At 51.1% G+C, this 22,010-nt stretch carries 21 protein-coding genes and 2 pseudogenes; 4 read left to right on the plus strand and 19 right to left on the minus strand.

What is annotated here, in order from left to right; genetic code table 11:
- Positions 1 to 25: 25 nt before the first annotated feature.
- Both L6466_RS08390 and L6466_RS08395 read left to right on the plus strand, forming a co-directional pair.
- Positions 26 to 1,276 (plus strand): annotated as a pseudogene (locus tag L6466_RS08390) (ATP-binding cassette domain-containing protein); the annotation flags it as partial.
- An 8-nt stretch (positions 1,277 to 1,284) separates the two neighbouring features.
- Positions 1,285 to 1,773, plus strand: a complete 489-nt coding sequence (locus L6466_RS08395) for a hypothetical protein (RefSeq protein WP_237796230.1) — start codon at positions 1,285 to 1,287, stop codon at positions 1,771 to 1,773.
- Between the two features lie 5 nt (positions 1,774 to 1,778).
- Here the strand turns inward: L6466_RS08395 and dapA are convergent, their stop codons facing one another.
- The 16 genes from dapA to L6466_RS08475 all read right to left on the minus strand — a co-directional run bounded on the left by dapA (position 1,779) and on the right by L6466_RS08475 (position 17,601).
- Positions 1,779 to 2,666, minus strand: coding sequence for a 4-hydroxy-tetrahydrodipicolinate synthase (dapA, locus tag L6466_RS08400; RefSeq protein WP_091818189.1), 888 nt, complete (start codon positions 2,664 to 2,666; stop codon positions 1,779 to 1,781).
- A 109-nt stretch (positions 2,667 to 2,775) separates the two neighbouring features.
- Positions 2,776 to 3,729: an SPFH domain-containing protein gene (locus L6466_RS08405; protein ID WP_091818191.1), complete on the minus strand. Its 954-nt coding sequence runs from the start codon at positions 3,727 to 3,729 to the stop codon at positions 2,776 to 2,778.
- A gap of 40 nt (positions 3,730 to 3,769) precedes the next feature.
- Positions 3,770 to 4,222, minus strand: coding sequence for an NfeD family protein (locus L6466_RS08410; RefSeq protein WP_091818193.1), 453 nt, complete (start codon positions 4,220 to 4,222; stop codon positions 3,770 to 3,772).
- A 36-nt stretch (positions 4,223 to 4,258) separates the two neighbouring features.
- Complete coding sequence (locus tag L6466_RS08415) at positions 4,259 to 4,921, minus strand: hypothetical protein (protein ID WP_091852195.1); 663 nt, start codon at positions 4,919 to 4,921, stop codon at positions 4,259 to 4,261.
- A gap of 101 nt (positions 4,922 to 5,022) precedes the next feature.
- Positions 5,023 to 7,869 carry a M16 family metallopeptidase gene (locus L6466_RS08420; RefSeq protein WP_237803205.1) on the minus strand — a complete coding sequence of 949 codons (2,847 nt, stop codon included), beginning with the start codon at positions 7,867 to 7,869 and terminating at the stop codon, positions 5,023 to 5,025.
- 94 nt (positions 7,870 to 7,963) lie between these two features.
- Positions 7,964 to 8,380 carry a hypothetical protein gene (locus tag L6466_RS08425; protein WP_237803204.1) on the minus strand — a complete coding sequence of 139 codons (417 nt, stop codon included), beginning with the start codon at positions 8,378 to 8,380 and terminating at the stop codon, positions 7,964 to 7,966.
- Positions 8,381 to 8,392: 12 nt separating this feature from the next.
- Positions 8,393 to 8,779, minus strand: coding sequence for a hypothetical protein (locus L6466_RS08430; RefSeq protein ID WP_237796223.1), 387 nt, complete (start codon positions 8,777 to 8,779; stop codon positions 8,393 to 8,395).
- 142 nt (positions 8,780 to 8,921) lie between these two features.
- Positions 8,922 to 11,333, minus strand: coding sequence for a DUF3987 domain-containing protein (locus L6466_RS08435; RefSeq protein ID WP_237803203.1), 2,412 nt, complete (start codon positions 11,331 to 11,333; stop codon positions 8,922 to 8,924).
- Complete coding sequence (locus L6466_RS08440; RefSeq protein WP_237793105.1) at positions 11,330 to 11,719, minus strand: hypothetical protein; 390 nt, start codon at positions 11,717 to 11,719, stop codon at positions 11,330 to 11,332. The genes L6466_RS08435 and L6466_RS08440 overlap by 4 nt, the downstream gene beginning before the upstream one ends.
- 87 nt (positions 11,720 to 11,806) lie before the next feature.
- Positions 11,807 to 12,502: a phage antirepressor KilAC domain-containing protein gene (locus tag L6466_RS08445; protein ID WP_237793106.1), complete on the minus strand. Its 696-nt coding sequence runs from the start codon at positions 12,500 to 12,502 to the stop codon at positions 11,807 to 11,809.
- Between the two features lie 23 nt (positions 12,503 to 12,525).
- The gene (locus L6466_RS08450) at positions 12,526 to 12,807 is read right to left on the minus strand and encodes a hypothetical protein (RefSeq protein ID WP_237793107.1); all 282 of its coding nucleotides are present in this window, start codon (positions 12,805 to 12,807) and stop codon (positions 12,526 to 12,528) included.
- A 204-nt stretch (positions 12,808 to 13,011) separates the two neighbouring features.
- A complete protein-coding gene (locus tag L6466_RS08455; protein WP_237803202.1) occupies positions 13,012 to 13,473 on the minus strand; it encodes a hypothetical protein in 462 nt (153 codons plus the stop codon).
- A complete protein-coding gene (locus L6466_RS08460) occupies positions 13,443 to 13,949 on the minus strand; it encodes a hypothetical protein (RefSeq protein ID WP_237793109.1) in 507 nt (168 codons plus the stop codon). The genes L6466_RS08455 and L6466_RS08460 overlap by 31 nt, the downstream gene beginning before the upstream one ends.
- 165 nt (positions 13,950 to 14,114) lie before the next feature.
- Positions 14,115 to 14,996, minus strand: coding sequence for a helix-turn-helix transcriptional regulator (locus L6466_RS08465; RefSeq protein WP_237793110.1), 882 nt, complete (start codon positions 14,994 to 14,996; stop codon positions 14,115 to 14,117).
- A gap of 41 nt (positions 14,997 to 15,037) precedes the next feature.
- Positions 15,038 to 15,751 carry a four helix bundle suffix domain-containing protein gene (locus L6466_RS08470; protein ID WP_237793111.1) on the minus strand — a complete coding sequence of 238 codons (714 nt, stop codon included), beginning with the start codon at positions 15,749 to 15,751 and terminating at the stop codon, positions 15,038 to 15,040.
- 113 nt (positions 15,752 to 15,864) lie between these two features.
- Complete coding sequence (locus L6466_RS08475) at positions 15,865 to 17,601, minus strand: RagB/SusD family nutrient uptake outer membrane protein (protein ID WP_237803201.1); 1,737 nt, start codon at positions 17,599 to 17,601, stop codon at positions 15,865 to 15,867.
- A gap of 459 nt (positions 17,602 to 18,060) precedes the next feature.
- On the opposite strand from L6466_RS08475, the gene L6466_RS08480 reads away from it, so the two are divergent.
- On the plus strand, positions 18,061 to 18,597 hold the full coding sequence (locus L6466_RS08480) for an HU family DNA-binding protein (RefSeq protein WP_237803200.1): 537 nt from the start codon (positions 18,061 to 18,063) through the stop codon (positions 18,595 to 18,597).
- Positions 18,598 to 18,821: 224 nt separating this feature from the next.
- The gene (locus tag L6466_RS08485; RefSeq protein WP_176757075.1) at positions 18,822 to 18,917 is read left to right on the plus strand and encodes a smalltalk protein; all 96 of its coding nucleotides are present in this window, start codon (positions 18,822 to 18,824) and stop codon (positions 18,915 to 18,917) included.
- A gap of 329 nt (positions 18,918 to 19,246) precedes the next feature.
- Here L6466_RS08485 and L6466_RS08490 read toward each other — a convergent pair.
- The 3 genes and pseudogenes from L6466_RS08490 to L6466_RS08500 all read right to left on the minus strand — a co-directional run.
- Positions 19,247 to 19,563 (minus strand): annotated as a pseudogene (locus tag L6466_RS08490) (hypothetical protein); the annotation flags it as partial.
- Between the two features lie 193 nt (positions 19,564 to 19,756).
- A complete protein-coding gene (locus tag L6466_RS08495) occupies positions 19,757 to 20,809 on the minus strand; it encodes a TlpA disulfide reductase family protein (protein ID WP_237803198.1) in 1,053 nt (350 codons plus the stop codon).
- A 9-nt stretch (positions 20,810 to 20,818) separates the two neighbouring features.
- Entirely contained in the window at positions 20,819 to 21,967 is a 1,149-nt protein-coding gene (locus tag L6466_RS08500; protein ID WP_237803196.1) for a TlpA disulfide reductase family protein, read from the minus strand.
- Positions 21,968 to 22,010 lie beyond the last annotated feature (43 nt).

Genomic DNA, 22,010 nt, shown 5'->3' on the forward strand with positions numbered 1-22,010 from the left:
CAACGGCAGTGGCAAGACGAAGTATGTGGACCAGCTCCGCAAGGACCTGTCGAGCAGTAAGGTGCGCTATATCGCCTTCTGCGACACCTACGGCACAGCCACCGACCGCGCCTATTACCTGCAACTGCGCTGGAACCAGCATGATATCGACAAGGAGACGCCCTGTGTGGGTGAGATGATTCAGCGTGCCTACGACATGCTGGGCGACGACACGCCCGAGCGCCGTCAGTTGCTGCAGGACCTCATCAGCCTGTTTGAGTTTGAGCCCCTGCTCGACAAATACACCATCTCCCTGAGTAGTGGCGAACTGCGCAAGTTCCAGCTCATCAAGACGCTCCTTGCACAGCCTGGCATCCTGATACTCGACAATCCCTTTATCGGTCTTGACGCCCAGACACGCGAGCAGCTCAACCAACTGTTTCCTGTCCTGGTGCATCAGCAGCACATGACCATCTATCTCGTGGTGGCCAGGAAGGAAAATGTACCCGCGTATGTGGACGACATCATCTGGATCACGCCGCAGGAGGAGTTCCTTGCCCCACTCCACCATCTTGACGGTGCACGCCGTGAGGCTATCCGCACGCTTCACCAGGAGCAGCAGGCCACGGCCGGCGAGGTGGTGAGCTTCCACGATGTCAGCATCCGCTATGGCGAACGTACCATCCTCAAGGATGTCAACTGGACCATCCGCGAAGGCGAATGTTGGGCGCTGTCAGGCCAGAACGGCAGTGGCAAGTCTACCCTACTCTCGCTGATATGTGCCGACAATCCTCAGGCCTACGCCTGCGATATCCGTCTGTTTGGCAAACAGCGAGGCAGTGGCGAGACCATCTGGGACATCAAGCGCCGCATCGGTTATGTGTCGCCCGAGATGCACCGTTCCTACCAGCATAACATCCCAGCCATCCAGGTGGTGGCCAGCGGACTGAAGGATACGGTGGGACTCTATACGCGTACCAACGAGGCCGAGCGCGAACAGTGCAGGTGGTGGATGCGTATCTTTGGTATCGACGCGATGGAACAGCGCCCGTTCCTGCAGCTTTCCAGCGGCGAACAGCGCCTGGTGCTCCTGGCACGTGCCTTCGTCAAGGCGCCCCAGCTGCTGATTCTCGACGAACCCCTTCACGGGCTCGACAGTCAGAACCGCCAACTGGTGAAGGATATCATCCAGACCTATAGCGAGCTGCCAGGCAAGACGCTCATCATGGTGACCCACTATGAAGAGGAACTGCCTGAATGCTTTACACTGAGAAAACAACTCATCAAACAACAATAGATTTCAAAATGAAAAAATTTTTTCTTTCAGCACTTTTCCTCCTGAGCCTCTCACAGACCCTTTCCGCCCAGGAGATATATGCAGAGATCCGTCGCTCGGCCCAGGCCAAGGTCAGCGATACCAGTGCCGATATGCTGGTGCGCCAGTTCAGTATGTTCAAACTGGAGGCGCTCAACTATCTGGCTATCAAGATGAAGGAGGAGTTTCCCGACTCTACGGCCGAGTTGCTCGACAAGGAGGCACTCTCGCTGAATGTCTTCATCACCAACTACACCCGTTCGCTCGTTGAGAGTCGCACCATGCCTGCCAATCACCAGAAGAAGATTATCAGGGCCTACATGGACGCCAGCTATTCCAACCCACTGTTCAATGATAACGACACGGAGATGGTGCTGGCCTATTTCAACGATGCCAACAGTCTGACACGCTTTTCACTCGACACCGATTGGCGCCGAGCCGTACTGGCCGCAAAGGCAGCCTTGGAAAAGATCAAATAAGAGAATTAAATCTTCAGCTCACGCAGCAGTTCGCTCATTCTTTGCAGCGTACTGATTCGCGTGGGCACCAGGGGCAGACGCAGCACATTCTCGATGAAACCCATCTCGTGGAGCATGGCCTTCACGCCAGCGGGGTTGCCGTCGACGAAGAGCAGTGAGAACAGGTCCGTGAAGCGATGGTGAATCTTGCGGGCAGGGTCGTACTCGCCGCGCATCTGCAGGCGAATCATCTTCGAGAACTCCTTGGGCAGCGCATTGCCGATGACGGAGATGACACCCACCGCACCACATGATACCATGGGGAATGTCAGCGAGTCGTCGCCAGAGATGACGTCAAAGTCGGCTGGCTTGTTCTTGATAATCTCATCTACCTGCTCCAGGTTACCGCTGGCCTCCTTGATAGCCACGATATTCTGGCAGTCGCGCGCCAGACGCACCGTTGTCTCTGCCTTCAGGTTCACGCCTGTACGTCCAGGTACATTATATAATACCACGGGCAACTGTGTAGCGGCAGCGATAGCCTTGAAATGCTGATAGAGTCCTTCCTGCGAGGGTTTGTTGTAGTAAGGACATACGCTCAGTATACCGTCAATACCTTTAAAGTCGCCGTTTTTCAGCTCCTCCACCACAGCAGCCGTATTGTTTCCGCCACAGCCCATCAGGATGGGCACACGTGCCTGCACCTTATCGACCACCAAGTCCTTGATACGCTTCTTCTCATCAGCGGTCAGGGTTGGAGTCTCACCAGTTGTAGCAAGAATACAGAAAAAATCAGCGCCGTTGTCCAGTTGATACTCTACCAGTCGAAGCAAGGCTTCGTAGTCTACCGAGCCATCCTGTTTGAAGGGGGTTACGAGTGCGATACCCAGTCCCTTAAAAATATTGTATACCATACGTATGCAGTCTAATTTGGCTGCAAAGTTACTAAAAAAGTAACGAAATGCAAAAGAAAAAGCGTATTTCTTTTACATTTCGTTCATTTATTCGTTCAATATTCAATATTTATTCACTCTTGAACAAATCCTTGATACCGCCGATGCTGCCCATCAGGTTGGTAGCCTCGTAAGGCAGGTATACGGTCTTGGTCTTGTCGCCCTGGGCCAACTGCTCCAGCATCTGGATATATTTCTGGGCCAGCAGGTAGTTGGCGGGGTTGCTGCTCTTGCCCACGGCCTCAGTAATCAGCGCGATGGCCTGTGCCTCGGCCTCAGCCTTGCGGATACGTGCCTGTGCCTCACCCTCGGCCGTCAGGATAGCCTGCTGCTTGGCAGCCTCAGCACGGTTGATGGTAGCCGTCTTCTCACCCTCGGAAGCCAGGATCTCGGCAGCCTTCTCACCCTCAGAGGTCAGGATCTGCGCACGCTTGTTACGCTCGGCCTGCATCTGCTTCTCCATGGCATTCAGCACAGATGATGGCGGTGTGATATCCTGCAGTTCTACGCGGTTCACCTTCACGCCCCACTTATCCGTGGCGTCGTCCAGTACGGCGCGCAACTTCGTATTAATGGTATCGCGCGATGTCAGCGTCTCGTCCAGCTCCAGTTCACCGATGATATTACGCAGCGTGGTCTGTGTCAGTTTCTCGATAGCGTTGGGCAGGTTGTTGATCTCGTAGGTAGCCTTGAAGGGGTCCATGATCTGGAAATACAGCAGCGCGTTGATTTCCATCTGGATATTATCCTTCGTAATCACGTTCTGCTTAGGGAAGTCGTACACCTGTTCACGCAGGTCGATATTGTTGGAATAGACATAGCGACCGTATTTCAGCACCACCACGTTCTTGGCCTTGTCGATAAACGGGATAATCAGGTTGATACCAGGCTTCAGCGTAGCATGATAACGTCCCAGTCGCTCAATAATCTTGGTCTCCGACTGTGGGATAATGACCAGCGCCATCTTCACAATGATAACAGCCACAATGGCAATGGCAATGAGGAAATAGAAAAATAAATCCATACGTTTTAGTTATTAAAGAGTTTATAATTAATTGATGATTTTAATCCGTCAACAGTTCCACGGTGACGATGGTGCTCTCGCGGCTCACGATCCTGACGCGTGTACCGGCAGCTATCTCCTCGTCGTTGACAGCCACGGCCCTCCACTGGTCACCATCGATGGCCACATAGCCGAAACCGCCTGCTGGGATGGTCTCACTGACGCGTCCCTTGCGGCCCAACAGCGCATCGGCATTGCTCACACACTTGCTGTCGTTGCGATGCAGGTAGCGCAGCACGAAGGGGCGCACCTGAAACAGACTGACCAGCGTGACCAGCGCAAAGACGCCAATCTGCCAGTATATATTGGCGAAGGGTGCCGTGATGGCAGCTCCTGCCGCACCGATGGCAATACACATGAGGAAGAAGTCGCCCGATGTCAACTCAAGTATCAGGCCCAAGACGGCTATTACAGCCCATATTTGCCACATATTGGCCAACAGATAATCGATCATAGCTTTATTGTTTTAATGATTATACCTTATTCTATATTATATCGACAGCAGGAAATCGTCCCAGTCCTTGGCCGATCCCTTCTTGCCAAACACTTTCTGATAGAGCCGGCTCCTGCTGGTAGAGACGCTCTCCTTGGAATGGGCCGTGAGCAGCGCTATATCCTTGGGCAGGACGTGGATCTTCACGAGCAGACACACATGGTAGTCGTAGGTGGTGAGCTTGTAGAGGCTGTACAACTTCTCCGAGAAGCCCGTGTAGACGCTGTCTACCAGCATGGCCAACTGCTGCCAGTCTTCCTCGCCCATGCTCCGGCCTTCTGCTGCCAGCCGCTGTATCCTCAGATACACCTCCGAACGGAAGATGTCGCCCTCGGCCCTTTCGCGCTTCTCGCTCTCAATGCGGGCCATCGTGTTGGCATAGTCCAACTTGGCTTTCTTCTCCTCCAGTTCCAGGCGGAGCAGCGAGTTCTCGGAGCCCAACTTCTGTATCAGTCTTTCCAGCTCCTCTATCTTCTGGCGGTTGGCCTCCACATCGGCCACCTCCTGCATGGCGCGTACCTTGTCTAAACGCTCCTGCAAAGAGAGCACCTTGCGACGGCTGTTCTGCCAGGTCACCACAAACAGCGCCATGTAGGTCAGTGCACCTATTATCAATAGGAACAACTCGCGCTGTGTGAGTATCATCAACATCTGATTCATGTCGCAAAGGTACATGAAAAAAGCGAACTATCCAAACATTTTCGTTTGCAATAGTTCGCAATTGTATTTTCAGTTTGCAAAAATTTGCACAAGTGCCTGTTTTACTCGCTTGTCAGGTAGCCCACGTGCAGGTTGCCCTTCTTGAGCAGCTGCTTCACAAAGGCTTTCAGCGACTTCGGCGTCACCTGTCGGATATAGGTCAGGTCGCCCTGATTCACCACGATGCCGTTGAGTTCCTGCGTCAGGTAGTCACGACGCCTGGTGTACTCATTGCCTTTGTAGGCGTCCTGCACCTTCTCGCGCGACTTGACATAGCTGTCTATCATGTCCTGCGTAATCAGGTTGCCCTCGGCCATGTCCCTGACAATGCTCTTCACGTCCTCAGCTATACGTTCGCGCTGGGTGGGGTCGCAGGCATAACTGATGACATACCTCATCTTGGGCACGGGCAGCAGGGCATCCTCCATCTGGATCTGTGGGGTGTAAACATCACTGTGCTGCACGCGCAGGGTCTGGAACAGCTGGTTGGCCAGCACGCTCTTCAGCACCTCATTATGGGCATGGGTCTGCTGGGTGTACTTGTAGCCTTTCTCCCAGGTGTAGAACAGGAACGTCTGACAAATGGGCGCTGGGGTCTCTATCTTCTCCGTCATCACGCTGTTCTCCGTCTTGTAGTGGTCCGACGGCCACACCGTCCGCTTCACGCGCTCCGGCTTCGATGGCAGGGCACCTACGTACTTCAGTATCAGGGGCATGATGCTGTCGGTGTCATACTCGCCCTGCACCACCATCACTGCTCCGTTGAAATTAGAGAAGTATTCGCGGACTACCTCACGGAAGTGCCCGATGTCGTAGTTGGCTATCGTCTCGGCCGATGGCGTCACCTGTCGCCTGGTGTCCTTCAAAATCATCATTCCCACTTTCAGGGCCGACTGTGCCAATGGGGTCGACAGGCTCGCCACTGACGTCTGCAACTTCTGTTTCTGTTCGGCAAACTCCACGGAGTCTATCTCGTCCGTGGTCAGCGACTTGTAGAGCATCTTCAGCGTACACTCCACCCTGTCCAGGTTCAGGCTGTCACCTGGTTCCCACTTGGCCATATGGTCATAAGTATCATCAAATGCCTCAACAACAACGTTCGAGTACCCGTTAAAGCAACTGTATTTTCTCAGGCAACTGCCCAACATGTCGTGGAAGTTGATGTCGTCATCGGCCAACATGCTATAGCCCTGCGGACGGCGTAGCATGAAGTTCACCAGATGATGCTCCATAGGCTGCTTCATCAGCACCACCTTCACGCCGTTCGACAACAGTACCTCGCTGATGCTGTCGTTGAGCACCTTGGTCTTGACAACGGTGCCTGGAACTGTTGGGATGTCGAGACTGTCCACATTGATTCTGTCCAGCTTCTTCTGCTGTACCGCCTCTATCTCGGCCAACTCCTCATCGCTCATCTGTTTCACGCGCTGGCATACGGCCTCCACCTCCTCGCGCCCAGGCATCATGGCACTGTCGGGCAGCATCACGCCTATCATCATGTTGCGTCCGCTGGTCATCCTGCAGAATTCCTCGCGCAGTTCGTCGGCAGTGATGGTATTCTTCAGGTGACGGTCCACCAGATGCCGTTCCATATCGGGTATGATGGCGTCGCCGTTGAAGAAATGGGCCAGGCATTTCTCCACATGCTGTGTACTGCCCAGACTGTTGGGGTGTTTTGCGTAGACCGTGTCCACAAAGACGATGGCTGTAGAGTCGGCATTGTAGTCCGGCCAGATATAGTTTTTCCGCTGTTTCCAGTAGTCGTCACCAAATCCCTTCCGACGTATCAGTTCCACCTGCATGGCCAGCAACTCCAACGTGTGTCGCCACTGGTCCTGGGGTGCCGACAGGTTGAGCACCCACAACTTATCGCTGAGGTCGGCCACATTCACCGACATCACGCTACCGTCAATCAGTTCAGGATATTTCGCCCTCAGACTCTTCAGCTTCATCTCCATCGCCATCCTGATTTCATCACGCACCACGTCCGTCTTCATGCTTCCCACGGTCTGGTGCTTCGCCGTATCCCCAGCCAACCTCAGCAGATAGCAAAGAGAGGCGAAGGGCTGCTGCTTTTCAGTATACAGCAGATACTTGGTCTCGCTGTCAGGGATGGCGGGCACCGCAGGCGACACCGTCTTGCCCCGCTTCCTGTCGCCAAACATCCTCTTCACCTTCATCACCATCTCATCTGCATCAAAATCGCCCACCAGCACCACGGCCTGGTTCTGAGGCTGGTACCAGCGGTCGTAGAAGTTGCGCACCAACTGCTGAGTACAGTTCTTCACGATGTCCATATCGCCGATGGGAGAACGTCGGGCATAGATGGAGTTATTGTAGAAGTCGTTCTGCAACTGCTGTACAAACGAGGGCATCATTCTGGTGCGCCGTTCCTCCACAATCACGTTGTGCTCGCTCTCCACGTCCTTGGCGGCAATCGTGGCATCGCCGGCCCAGTCGCGCAGCAGCAACAGACAGGAGTCCATCAGCACCGCGTCGTCCACGGGAATCCCATTCAACTGGTAGCGCACCGTTGTAAAGCCCGTGAAGGCATTGGTGTCGTGGCCAAACTGGAGTCCGTGGCGCTGGGTAAATTGGAAGATGCTGCCAGGGAAATGCTTCGTGCCCTTAAACTGCATATGCTCCACAAAGTGGGCTATGCCTCGCTCGTTGTCCTGCTCCACCACAGACCCCGCTTTCACCAGCAGGTAGAAATACGCCAGTTTCTTCGGACTGTCGTTCTTGCGCACATAATACGTCAGTCCGTTGTCCAGCACCCCCCGTCGCACCATCGTGTCCTCAGGAATCGCCTGTTTGTCTATCATCTCCAGATTCAGGCTTTCCCTTTTCTGTGAGAAAGCCCCAGTGCTGCACATCGTCAGCAGTACGGTCAATAATATCAGTTTCATTTTTTCTTACGGTTGATTTCGTTTTGCAAAGGTACATGAAAAAAGCGAACTATCCAAACATTTTCGTTTGCAATAGTTCGCAATTACAAATTCTTTATTCCCTCGCCATCATCCAGCCGCGCAGCATAGCAAACCAGTCGAAGCCTTCCAGACCGCACTCCTGAATGCCCATGGCAGCACCCAGCATAATCCAGCGGGCAGGCTTATCACTGGGGATGCCCAGGGGCTCATCGGCTCCGATGCCCGTCAGCCTGCATACATTCTCAATGTACCGCTTCGTGTTGTTCTCATTAGGCGGCGCCCAGCGATTGATTATCGCCCTGATGGTATAGAGCCTGTAATCATGATAGTATGTGCGTGTCAGCAACTTAAAGGCTGCACGCCAGCCATACGGCATTGTTTCAAACTGACAGAACTGAGCGTCTGTCTGCAAGGCCTTCAAGCCCTGCCATTTATCCTTTGAACGACGAATGTTCAATGGGTTGTTATTACGAATTCCTCTTGCAATCATAATTTTTACTTTTTACCTTTTTCCTTTTTTATTTACGTTTATTGGTGTACTATTTGGAAAGGCTTCACTATAAGCCTTATCGAGCGCTTTCAGATTGACTTTCCGATAGCTGACGCCCGTTTTTACAGCCACGATAGCACGCAACAGTTCACGGTGCTTGCGCGGATAAAGACTCGGTATCGGCAGCTCGTTCCAGCCTTCCTGAGGCTCGTCGTCAACCACAGCCATGTGACACACCTCCCAGATAAAATCGTCGGTGGCTTCGCTGCCAAACCATGCCTTCAACACATTGCGGATGCAATACCGCTTACACTGACCTCCGAGGAGGCGCCTCGTGCGCTCCAGCCTGCGCCAGAGCAACACAAAGCATTCCTGCGAATTATTTAATTCTAAATTCATAATTCTGAATTTCAATATTCATAAAATCGATTTTGACCAAATGACCTTGACCATTTTGACCGCCAATGCGGTAGCCGCTCGAGCTCTGCTCGCTTTTACAAAGCTTCGCGACTAAAAGAAATTTTTCACTATTCACTATTCACTATACCTTTCTATACTTCCCATCCTCTTCCAGTGCCACGAGCTTTTGTTTGCGCCAATTCTTCAGCATCTGCCGCACGGTGTTATGGTTCACGTTGGCCCCCTTCACCGCCACCGATTGCTGCATAGCCTGCTCGAAAGAGAACTGGATGTCCAGTCGCTCAAAGATGGAGTCGTTCTTGCCGCGCTTGGTGCGCTCACCGTTCATATTGCCAGCATAGTCGCGACTCTGGAAGGCGTTCTCTATGCGGTCGCGGAAGAAGTAGAGCGCATTCTCCAACAGCGAGTCGGCTATCACGTCGTAGACCTCCAGCATCGTGGGCGTCTGCGCCTTCAGCAGCATCTCCTTCCATAGTCCCGGCTGCTGCTTCAACTGTGCCTCTGCTCCGGTCAGCCCGTGCTTCTGAATAAGGCCTTCGCACACCTTGCAGAGCATCAGACAGCACGTCATTCTTTGGGCTGTGACGCAGACGCGGAAGCGCTGACGGGCACGGGTGCGGTCGTCGTTCTTCATCGTCTCCAGTCGGATGCGCTCCACCCATTCACGGCCCTTGGCCTCCAGTTTGGGCAGCACCACCTCGCCATACATCAGCGGCAACAGATGGGCTATCTGCTGGATGCGGTCGCGCTGGCGGTCAGTCAGCACAGGCGGCTTGTCCTGCAGCGGTGCGAAGGTGTTATCGGGCGTGCGGGCCACGGCGATACGGCTCTGGAAACCGTCGGTGTAGTTGTTCACCACGCGATACAGCGCATCGGGCGTGCCGCACATGCACACGTTCCACAGCAGTTTGTCGATATGCACGTTCACCGCGTCAGCACTCCTTGCCTCACGCTCGTACTTCGTACCGTCGTAGCTCTGGCGCAGCATCACGGAGAAGTCGCTCATCGTGGATTTCCACTTCTGCGCCACGGTATCGGCCTCGGGGGTAAACGAGAAGGCGTGCTTGCCCTCCGTGTTGGCCAGACGCTCGGCCAGGTTGGCCACCGTATTGTTCAGCGTCAGACAGCGCACGGGCAGTTTCGGTTCCTCGGGCTGCTCCTTCTTATTCTTCGCCGCCCGCTTCTTGGCACGCCACTCATCCTCCTGCACCTGGTACATCTTGTCGAGCGCCTGCACCTCACTCATCCACGCCTCCACCACGGGGTCGATGCCACCCTTGCCGCTGGCAAAATCACCGGCAATGTAACTGATGAGGTTGAGCCCCCTCTTCTGCCCGTGCACATCCAGCGTCACACCCGTGGCCAGCGTACCGATACAGGGGCAGATGGCGGTGATAACGGGCATGGAGAGCTGAGGACCGACGGCATCGATGGAGTCGCGGATGCCCTGAGGCATTCGCCTAAGGGAAGAGGGAATAGTGAAAAGTGAAGAATTTGCTACCGCATCTTCATTGTCATCCTCATCCGCTAGGCCCTCCTCCCCTTTGGGGAGGTCGGGAGAGGTTAAGGCATTCAGTGTGTTGCGCAGCCTCTGCGGAAATCCGTTGTACTCCGAACTCAGTGCACTCTTAATCTTCGCCCGTTTCTCCTCTTCGGGGAACCCGTTGTAGCAGGGAATCACCTGATCCAGCCAGTCAGCATTCTTGCCACAGATATGCCTCAGGTCGCAGGCCAACTGATAGGTCAGCGTGTCGCGGTCGCCAATGGTCGGTTCAAACCCGTGATTGTTCAGTTCCCAGTACTTCTTCAGTATCTGCTCAAACGGTATGCCGTGGTAGTCGCTAGGGAATTTATTGTCTAAGGAGTCTGGGAGTTTTGGAGTTTTTTCATCATCACCTTGTCCTGATACTCCTTGATTTCTATTATTTGTAGTTCCATCAAATATCTCCTGCTTCACACTCTCGCTCACATTCTCCTCAAACAGTCGCTTATCAGGACCATAGAGCACATAGCTTCTCGGTACTGCAAACGACCCGCGAGCCAGGTCTTTTGTCTTGGAGTCGTCGGTTACGCCAAGCTTAGCAGCAAGCCACTGTTTCGACTGGTCTATGCGCTCCGTTGGCGACAGATGGCCGAACTGACTTGGAATGATATACACTATGCGCAAGCCCTTGCCCGAACAACTTACGTGTACCAATACTATCAGATGCTCCAGCTCCAGCATAATAAGCGTCTGCACCAGTCGTTTCCACACCTCACGCGGGTCTTCGCCGTTCAGCTCATCCAGATCCAGATAGGCCATATTCGTAGGCACAGCACTCTTGGCGTGTCGGTGCCCGTCGGTATAATGGGCCATAAACATGAGCAGCGGCAACCCCTGCTTCAGCGTCTTTGCCTCGTCACTATCGTGGTCTACGGTGGTCAGTTTCCGGCACACCTCTGCCACAACTGGCGAGTCCAGAATCTCGTTCAGTTTATCCTGAGGGCAAGCCAGAACCTGCGCTGACTTGCCATTCTTACAGTATGAAATCATCGTCTATGTCCCCTTCCATTTATCAGTTCGCGAATCACTTTCTGCGCTACCGCGCTGGCCTGACGCACCAGTTTCTCGGGCAACTGCCCCAGCTGATCCTCGTCGAGCGAGAAGTAGAAATAATATCGCTTATCCTTACCGTGCGACAGCGAACAGTTGTCTTCGCGGAATATCGGTTTGTTTTTGTGTCGTTTAGGTTTCTCAGTCATATACACGTTGCCGTCGCGCATCCCCTGCACGTGGAAATCGCCATGAAAGGCTTCTGCTGCCACATCCTCGCAGCACTCAAAATCAAGTGTACGCAGTCCTGATTCCTGCTTGCCGAAGGTCATCAGACCCTCGACCATTACCTGTTGTCCTAAAATAGGTGTTCTTCTAGTTTTCATTTTACTTAAGTTTTGCGAGCAGAAGTTTCAGAAATCCGATGGCCATCTTCACGTGAAGACTTCTTTCGCCTCAACTCAAGTTAGTTCTTAGTGAAACAATGATTTGATGAATTCCTTGCCCTGCGGTGTCCACACCATGTATGGGCGCTGCTTCTTGTCACCATTCAGAGCGTAGTAGTGAAACATGCGTTCTTCCGTATAGCCGCATTCAGTATATTGGGCCTTGAGCTTGTAGCGCGAACCGTTCCAATACTGTATGCCCTTGTCCACCAAGAAGTGGTTCAGCGCGTTCGCTGTTGTTTCCAGGCTCTCGGCCACCTCTGATGCTGTGAAACAGTCGTCAGCAGGCAGGTTGGCACGCGATATGGTACGAGCTATAATCTTGTTGGCCTCCTCAACCATCTCACCCTCGGTCAGTGCCTCGCCAGTGCGCAGGTTCCTTGTTGGCAGATAACCGCCCGTCTGACGAATCTGCGGCAGCACCTCAGCCGTTACCCAGCGCTTAAATTCCTTAGCCTGCGGCAGCTTGGAGCTGAGTACCAGGGAGTAGAGACCAGACTCGTTGATGATAATCGTTTTCTGAGTTCCACCAAGGGGGCCCTGAATCAGGGCGTCCTTTTTGTCCTCATCATCAACATGAGCCGCTAAAGCATTACGACTTTTAGCATATCCCAGCGCCTGTGCCACATCCTTACCCACAAAGAAAGTCTCACCTTTCTCATTTGTCATTGTTCGAACCTCGCCGAACATATCATTCTTAAAAATCTGAATATTTGTTGTCATTGTTGTTTTTACCTTTTTATTTTTTACCTATTTACCTTTATCAGGTCTGTCGCCAGTATTTCCTGGAACGTCTGTCCCTGATATTCATGTGTAGAGAACCGGAGGGTGGCGATGACGATGTCACCCTCGTAGAACCTGCACGCCGCCAGATTACCCAGCATGGCGCACACATATTCATTTTCAAACTTAGAGCCCAGCTCCTTCAGCACGATGTTGCACTTCTGGATAACGCCCGACTCCTGTTTACTTGACTGTACGCTGAAGGCCTCGCCCTGGCGTACCACTTTCAAAATCTTTGTTTCCATAATTAATTTGTTATTTGTTAATATGTTATTGTGTCTGTTAATATGTTACTGTGTCTTTAAAACCCATTACTGTGTATCAACATGTCAAAGATCGCCTTGTCGTTGTTCGACGCTGCAAAATTAGGCACAAAAAAAAGGTGCATGAAACAACGTCATGCACCTCTGTAGGTTATTCTGTAGGTTATGTAGATTATTCTGTAGGTATTACGCTGTGCGCCTGTCCTCAACGGCATTTTTATACGCCTCCATCAGTTGCAGCACCCGCTGCTTGGCACCCTGCTGCGCCCATTTGTCCACATGCAGGCGCATATACGGATTATTTCTGAACGTATTCGACAGCAACCCCTCCTGACAATGGAAGTCGCGCTCAAACTGCCTCATATTATTGGCATAGCCGTAGCAGTCGCGACACGTGCAGAAGATGACCGCCAGCGCACTGTCGCCCCAGAAGTATTGACGCACACTGTCTACACATGTCGCCAGCGTCGCTACATCGGGCTGCTCATCATCCTGAGGCGCGTCTGGCGTCTGTGGCTCCGGCACGTGCTGGTTGACCGTCGCCCCGGGCATGGCAAACACGCAGCCGCGGATATTGCCGTTGAATACCTGACAGTTTGAGCCCGCCTCAAAATTGTTCACAACATTTTTCTGATTGTCTTTTTCCATTTTTTCTTGTTCTTTTTGATATCGTTACGTTTCTTGTTATTCTTATTTCTGTCGCTCTGGACTTTGCCAAACTTACCGCTCACCCGGTCGTTGAACACCTGCGAACTGCTGCCCGCCTCGAAGTGGTTGTGAATCTCCATAGGCTTCGCACGCACCTCCGTCTCCAGGTGCTGTCGCTCCGTCTCCAGATGCTGGTTTCTCGCCTCCAGCAGTTGCCGTTGCAGGTCGTCTATCTCCTGTTGGTGCTGACGGCGCAGATCTTCTATCTCCTGATCCCGCTGCTCCAGCTGCTCGTTCAGGTCGTCCACCTCCGCCTGCAGCCGCTCGTTCTCGGCCTGGATATCGCCAATCACCTCCGTGGCCCGTGCCAGTCCGTCCAGCATTTTCATCTGTTCCATCATTCTTTCGCGCTCCCTGTCGAGCGCACGCCTGGCGCCATCGCTCCAATCTCTCAGTTCGTCAAAATTTACGTCCATTCTCTTCTAAGAATTTATAGTCCGTGAATATTACCACTACCGCAATGATATAAATCCAAAAAATCGCATCCATAATCTTAATGTTTTTAGTTCGACATATATTGATTTCGGATTGCAAATATACAACAGAGGGTGTCCCAGAAACCGGGGACACCCTCTTGAGATTTAATATCTATTAAGCATTTCTTTTATGATTTTACACATTTTAAGGCGAAGTTCAGGCGGGTCGACCACTTCCACGCCATGGTCGTATTTCAGCAGTTCGCCTAGGAAGTCGGGCGTGGGCCTGACGTCGAGCGTAAAGTCGGTATAGGCCTCGGTCGTGTCTGCCACCCGCTGCGAGTGGTGAAGTGGCAGCGTGCGCAGGTAGTTGGCCGTCTTGCCGTAGGCACGCACCACCACGTGCGTCAGCGGCGTTGTCTCGTCGGTCAGCACACCGTAGTATTCGCCGAAGTACTGCTCTGACGAGAAGTCGGCAGGCATCACGAAGGTCTCGTCGGTCATCTCTACCGACAGCATGCGGTCCAGCGAGTAGGTAGCCATGTGGTGGCCCGTAAACACCAGCAGATACCAGCGACGTCCCCACAGCTTCAGCACGTAGGGCTCCACCGTCTTCTCGCTCACCTCACAGCCGAAGCGCTGGTAGCGCATGTGCAGGCGGCGGTTCAGTCTGATGGCCTTGATTATCATCGGCAGGAACTGCTCGCCCTCGGGCACGCTCTCCAGAATGATGCGGTCCTTCACCGTCGAACTGTCGGCCAGTGCCACGTTCACCGTCATCGTCGACAGCAGCCAACTCTCAATCGAATGGTCGGCCAGCTCGCCCGGGTTCGAGAAATAATACTGGTACTTCTCGTCGCACTCCATCATCAGGCCAAACAACTCGAAGATTTTGTCACGATAGCGGTTGAACGACGAGCGATAGAGCGTGTCGCCCATCTTGTCGGCCGTCCATTTCTCCTGCAGCGCCTTCAGCGTGAGGCGCTCGTTCTGCCTGATGGTCGTTATCAGCCACAGGCACTGTCGTATTGTGTTGCTTTGATACATAGTATTTGATTCTAGTTGAGACTAGTCAAAACTAGTTTCCTTTATCCTCTTCTCTTTTCCCTTTCCTGCCGCAGCAGCACCTCCAGATGGCGCTTCTCATTGAGAAGCTGCTCAATGCGCTGCTCCAGGATAGGCACCTGCTGACGCAGGCTCTTGTTCTCTTCCCTCAGCCGCTGCAGGTCTTCGTCTATGCCCTTTCTGTAGCCCGTGCGGGCCGCATACATACGCTCCTTGATGCCACCCTGAGTGACAAACTGCTTATCAAGGCCACTCAGATAGGTCTTCATCATCTTGTCTGTCATGTGCAGCAGGGTCAGCGCCACGTTGCATTGCTCCTCGTCGCCCCACCGTTCAAAATAGGGTTCATAGTCGCTCACTTTATTATGCTGCCTGCAAAACTTCAGCAGCGTGTCGTAGCGGGGATTACCACTATCCCACACGGTAAGATGACGCGTGCAGAGGTAGTCCTCATAGTCTGCGCGCAGTTCCTTTAGCGACGAGCGTGCCACATTCAGCAGTTTCAGCTGCAGCTCTGTGGATGTCATGCCATCGGCAAATCCCTCTATGATATTCTGCTTTCCCGAGCGTGCCGCCTGTATCATCTGATCTACAGTGCGGTCAGCCTTAGCAGGCAGGAAGCGCTTGGCAAAATGATATGTCAGCGCATATAGCACCTCTGTCTTCTGATAAAAGAAGAGGTCCTGGTATTGCACCTCGTTCTGCAACACCTTCGGAATTTCCTTATCCTTGTCCATTTTTACCTTTTTACCTTAATAGAACCAATAATTTACCTGCAAAGGTACAAAAAAATCCCGCTCTGTTTGTGGATAGAACGGGAAAAATATTTATAAAAAAATTGAATCGAATCCTAGTATCCGGGATTTTGTGTGATATTGGGATTTGACATGATATCCACATAAGGAATTGGCATCAGTAACTCATAGTCGAAACAACCCGTAACAGATTGTGCCTGACCTAAACGCTTAAGAGCAGCCCAGTACCCAAAGTCGGCATAGGTGTATTTCTTCCATTCTGCAGCAACACCCTCTGGGCCTGAAGTGGCACCTCCATCACCTAATGAAACGTTAGTCTCCAATACTAATCCATCCTTTCTGCCTGTAATTTCATACAGATACAACTGATGATGGGTGATAGTATAAACAGGGATATATGGTCCCGAGCTAGCTTGAGCCATTGCCCAGATAACAGGTCTTTCCATAGTTTGAAGAACAGACCTCGTCTGATAGATATACGAATCCTTGTCTATCTGGTTCAACGTATTCTGAGCCGCGCTTTTGCTTCCCAAAGTCAGTTCAATCTCTGCTTTTAGCATCTTGCCGGCATCTTTATTGAAATAAAGTTTTCCTTCATTCTGATAATTACTTTCAGGGAGATTGCCCAAAGCATTGCAGATATCGCTGTATGCCAGTTGAAAGACTTCACTTTGGCTGCGTTGCGGTATGTTGCTAGCTTGTTCTGAAGACATGATTGCCTGAGTGATAACGGGGACGTTACCCCACAGCATGCCAAGGTTATAATAGATAAAGGCCCTGATGGCTCTCACTTCTGCTAAAAATTGCGTAACCTGCTGATTTAGTTGAAGATCACCTCGTTCTGCCATCTCTAGAGTGTAGTTGATTCTGTTTATGGTGCTATAAGCTGCCTGCCATGTATTGCTGACTACAGGACTCTGGGCAGATATCTGGTGTACTGTGTTAGGGGTTGATCTGGTTGCCTCCAATTGCAGTTGTCCCTCAACAAATGATGCGCAACTGGCATAAATAGGAGCACGGAGCGCAAAAATATTTGACTGATAATCCTCCGTAATAGTCGCATCCATGCTTTGATACACCACTTTGGTTAACACGACAGTTGCCTTGAGCTCGTCATCAAGTGTGCCCTCCATGCGCACGCTTATGGTGCTATCTTTCTGCGAGAGCAAGGTGTAGACATACATCGGCTCGCTCGTCTGCTTATGATAGGTCTCTATTCTGCCGTTTTTGATGAGCCATGCGTCCTCCATAGAGTGGAAACCTACGCACGAACCGTCTTTCTTAAATGAGATTTCCTTATCTTTTTGGATATATGAGTTTCTGCCCTTTTCGATAGTAAAGTCCTTGACCTTCCATGAGAAGTCTCCTGCAATCAAATCATCAGTAAACGTCAACACAGGCTGGACGACACCGCTATCGTCATCACTCTCACGGTCGAAATAATACTTAAAGGTGACGCCATTGTTTGCAGCACCCTCCCATATCATTCTTTTCCCGCTGAAGGTCACGGTAATAACAAAAGTGCCTCCACTGTTGCTTTTGACCGTAACGGTGTTGCCATTGACAGAATAGGTGCCGGTATAACCAAAGGATTGGGCGGTAGATGTATATGTGCCGCCAGCGTTGATCGTCACCTCTTTACCTACCATCAGACCATCATAAGAATGACCTTGCTGTGTGTCGGTGCTCTTAACGCACATCCATGTACCGATAGCTTTACTGATGAGTTCGCCATCAGAAATGACCTCAGTCTTCTCATCGTCGTCACCGCATCCACAAAACACGAATGACATAAGCATCATTGGCAATGCCAATAGGAGGAACCTCTTCATAATAAGTTGTAGATTATTCATATTATCGGTATCAAATACTTATATTTTTTGCAAAGGTACAAAAAATCCCGCTCTATTTGTGGTAGAACGGAAAAAAAATATTGTGGTCATTTGGTCAAGGTCATTTGGTCAAAATCAATTTCGGGAACGCGGTCATTGCTCACTATATATAAATATAAATATTTATATTATAGTGGCGGATTTTGACAGTCAGTTTTCGATTTTGACAAATGACCAAATGACCAAATGACCGCGCAAGACACAAAAATAGACAAAATAATCTTGGATATGTATTCGTAGACCGCAATGGAAATGTAGTACCTTTGCAATGTCAAAAATGAGCAACACGCCGTATCGCTGACAGCAAAACGCCGGCTCGCTGAAAGCAACACGCCGTTTCTCTCAAAACGACACAAATAAATCTCAAATCTCAAACCTTAAACCTCAAAATTAAAAACTATGGGAACAATTGAAATTAAGAAGGTAGAACGCAAGGTAACTGTGGGCAAGAAGGGCGAGCAGCGCCAGCAGGTGAAGAAGACCTACGGTAAGATTATCTATCGCGGCACGCTGCGACTCACCGACATGGCCGAGCACATCATGAAGCACGGCAGTATCTATACCGAGGACGTGGTCATCGGTGTGATCACCAAGCTGAAGAGCTGCATGCAGGAGATGCTGGCCGACGGCTACAAGGTGAAGCTCGACGGCATCGGTACCCTCTACCCTGTCCTCACCTCCAAGGGCGTTGCTGACGCGAAGGACTTCAGCGCCTCTGAGAACGTCACCCGCCTGGGCATCGCCTTCCTGGCCGACCAGAGCAAGAAGTCTGCCTACAAGGCTTCCGCCATGCGACAGGGCGCTACGCTGAGCACCCAGCTGTACAGCGAGCTGACGGGTGAAGAGACCGCTGAGAACGGAAACACGGAGTCAGGGAACAACGGAGGCGGTTCTAGCTCCGAATCTGGCAACGGCGGCGGTCCCGTCAATCCTTAAGCCTCGCGCAGAGGTGATAATCTCACACAGAAATCACGGAAATCACAGAAATGAGAATCGCCAGCGATTCTTTATCCGCTGAATCCGATTAATCCGTGGTCGAAAGATTTCCGTGATTTCTATTTGCTATGCAAATACTGGAGGCGCAGCCAATTTCTGTGATATCTGTGGTTTCTGTGTGAACTTAAATAATCTATCGGTGTGAAATCAAAAACCAAATCATTATGAAGAACAAGACATTTTGGAAATTCGCGATTCAAACAGCCATTAGTGTGCTGTCGGCCATAGCAACGGCACTGGGCGTAACCTCGTGCATGTAATACATTAAACATGAAACATGAAACATTAAAATGGGGAAATAGTTAATTACAGGAAGAGCCACACCGCGTGGCTCTTTTTCATTCCATCAAAAAAAAAGGAAAGGCTCGCTTCACAGCGAACCTTTCCCGATAACTAAATTAATCAACCATAAACCTTAACCATTAAAAATCTTTTTATGTACTGCAAAGGTACGAAAAAAGGTTGAGATATATGTTGAATATTTGTTATAAGTGGTTCAAAAATTATTAAATATCAGATTTCCGACCAATTTAAGCGAATTTTAAACCATTTATCACAAATGATTTATTCTAAAAAAGCTAACAATACGTTATTTCAGTCGTTTGTAGCCGTAGGCAGCCGTATCGCCCAGTTCCTCCTCAATACGGATGAGCTGATTGTATTTGGCCATGCGGTCGCCAATCTTCTCGGTCAGTTTTACCCAGTTGTCCCAGTCGTTCTCGTCGAGTCCGTCCTCGATAGAGTCGATAGGATACTTGGTGATGAGTTGTTCCAGATAGGCAATCTGCTCGTCGGCTGAGAGAGTGCATCCTCAATGCCGTCAAAATCAGGTGCATAGCCACCCTCGTCGCCCACGGCAGTAATTACCTCTTGAATCGAGGATCTCTCTTGCATGAATCTTTTCAATTTTCATATGTCTTGTCTTAATTAAAATTGCACCATGGTTGTTTTCACGGTGCAAAGGTACGGCAAATAAAAAAGGTGCGCAATACCTAAAATCGAGTGTTTTAAGTATTACGCACCTATCATGAACTGCCAAAGCAGATTAATCAGAAGTAGGTATTCAGCATCCTATCCACCAATGCCCAGACGAGTATGGTTATTCAGGGAAGACTTCAGCCAACTTTTGCTCAATAGCGTCCATACGGTTGTTGCCTCGAACAAGGATGGTGCCGTCAGGAGCAAAGAGGATGAGTTCAGGGATGGCGTCGATGCCATAGAGTTCGGATGCCACGGCCTGCGAGTTGAGGATCTGGGGGTAAGGGATAGCATCGTCCTTGATGGCACGCAGCGTGGCCTCGGGCTTATCTTTCACGGCTACGCCAAGGGCTGTAAAATTGCGGTCTTTATACTTCTCGTGCAAGGCAATGACCTTGGGGATTCCTGCACGACAGGGACCGCACCACGAGGCCCAGAAGTCAACGAGCACATACTTGCCGCAACCCACATAGTCGCTCAGGTGGGCGGTCTTGCCGTCGTACTCCACGGCAAAGTCGCGGAACCTTTCGCCCTCCTGCGGACGGGTAAGCAGCGTGTTCAGCCTCTCCACGTACTTAACGGTGACAGGATGCTGCTGTACAACCTCGCCACACTGGCTGATGAGTGCCAGCACCTTCCTGGCTTCGGGCACCGTAGAATGGGGCAATGCCGTGAGCATCAGCGCCGCGGTAAGGTCGTTGCGATGGGCAAGGATATAATCCTTGGTGAGCTGAACGGCTTTGTCCTTATCGCCAGCCTCACTGGCTTTGCCTATCTCGCGCGTGGCATCAAACAAGGCATCATTGAGCGGGGTGCCTCCTACACGGCACGACATCCAGTCGTCCTGCGTGATGACGATATCACCTGCTTCGAGGATAAGCGGGAAGCGATTAGTACGGACACCGTTCTGGATCTGTGACTCCAGCAGCAGGGCTGCTATCTGGGGCTTCTCCACCCTGCCGCTGATAGCAATCTTATTGCCTTGCAGGGCACATTTCTCCGTGATAGGCTCCTGATTGACGAAGTCGGCCAGGTAGAAGCTGTCAATCTTGACGTTTTCCTTAGCATACTCTTCATTCAGCAGACTAACGTCGCAACTCACTGTATAAGTGTTTTGCGCCCAGCCCGTAAGAGTGACAAGGGCAAACAACGAGATAAGGATTGATTTCTTCATATTTGGGTTTTATTTGATATCAAATATCTCTGCGAGCTTTTCCTTCAGCTCTTGGCCTCGTAGTCCTATGGCGAGAATCTTTCCATCTGGGGTGATGAGGACAGTTTCAGGAATAGCACGAACACCATAGGTTTCGGATGCAATAGATTTCCAGCCTTTCAGGTCGGAGAGATGAACCCAAGGTAGTTCAAGATGGCGGATAGCATTAAGCCATGCGTCACGTTTAGAATCGAAGGAAATGCCAATCATTTGCAGGCCTCGGGCAGCATATGTATTGTATATCTCTTTCATTGTCGGCATCTCGCCCATGCAGGGACCGCACCACGAAGCCCAGAAGTCAAGCAAGACATAATGACCTTTTCCAACGTATTCCGAAAGCCGGTGAGATATACCCGTTGTGTCAGGCAACTCCAAGTCATGATACTGAAGACCTACAGCGCGTTTTTCCAATCCCCAATAGTATTTCCAGACTTTCTCCATGGCCGGATGGTGGGCAAAGGCACGGTCTTCTTTCAGGTATTTTGAAAGCTCATCATATGTCATATCTCCAAGGGTTACATGAAGATAATAGGCAGGAATGATATTATCGAGGTTGTCGTTGATAGCAGCCGCCTTTATCTCTTCGTACTGTGATAGGTAGCCCTTTAACTGTTCTACTGCTTTCTTATAAGGCTCATACTCAGCTGGCGACGATTTTCCCAATGCGCCTTCCTCAACGATGGTTCTGGCTTCTTCGGGCAGACTGTCAATGATGGCATCTAATTGCTTCTCGAGTTCCCATTCGCGATGCTGGTACAGGTTCATTTTGTTATTGAGCGGTGACCCAGTGATAACACCTTTGAGCATATCAAAGTGGATAGGTGTCTCGTCGATGATGAAGCGTTGGTCGTTGCCCAAACCGTCGCCCAACTGTACAAACGTTCCATAGGGAAGCCTGCCTGTAATGCGGAAACTACCATCCTGTCCAACCTTAGCTTTTGTCTGATTACCTCGTATAGGTGCGACGGTAAAAAACATCACGCTTTCAGCAGATGGGGCCGTCTTACCTGTTATTACGAAATCAATAGTGTCTGACTTTTCAGGAGTAAACACTTTCGTCTGTGCCCAGCCCGTCAGAGTGAAAAGGGCCAGCAGAATGGTTGTAATGGTTTTCTTCATATTTGGTTATCTAAGTTGTAGTACCTTTATTTATATATACGCT

This window comes from Prevotella communis (assembly GCF_022024175.1).
Taxonomy (GTDB): domain Bacteria; phylum Bacteroidota; class Bacteroidia; order Bacteroidales; family Bacteroidaceae; genus Prevotella; species Prevotella communis.